Genomic DNA, 474 nt, shown 5'->3' on the forward strand with positions numbered 1-474 from the left:
GACCTGCCGATCCCGGGCATCGTCCACATCGCGCAGCCGTACTGGTTCGGTGAAGGCGGCGACATGAGCCCTGAAGAGTTCGGCATCTGGGCCGCCAATCAATTGGAAGAAAAGATCCTCGAAATCGGCGTGGAAAACGTCGGTGCGTTCATTGCCGAGCCGATCCAGGGCGCCGGCGGGGTGATCGTGCCGCCGGACAGCTACTGGCCGCGCATGAAGGAAATCCTCGCCAAGTACGACATCCTGTTCGTGGCCGATGAAGTGATCTGCGGTTTCGGGCGTACCGGTGAGTGGTTCGGCACCGACTTCTACGGGTTGAAACCGCACATGATGACCATCGCCAAGGGCCTGACCTCCGGCTACATCCCCATGGGTGGCCTGATAGTGCGCGATGACGTGGTCGCGGTGCTCAACGAAGGCGGCGATTTCAACCACGGCTTTACCTACTCCGGTCATCCCGTGGCCGCTGCGGTT

The 474-nt window shown here is 61.4% G+C and carries 1 protein-coding gene; it reads left to right on the forward strand.

Annotated features, from left to right (window positions below; genetic code table 11):
- The coding region (locus OC610_RS28795; RefSeq protein WP_264433202.1) for an aminotransferase class III-fold pyridoxal phosphate-dependent enzyme at positions 1–474 on the forward strand (474 nt) is incomplete at both ends.

Origin of the sequence: Pseudomonas agronomica, assembly GCF_025917275.1 — a bacterium.
GTDB classification, from domain to species: domain Bacteria; phylum Pseudomonadota; class Gammaproteobacteria; order Pseudomonadales; family Pseudomonadaceae; genus Aquipseudomonas; species Aquipseudomonas agronomica.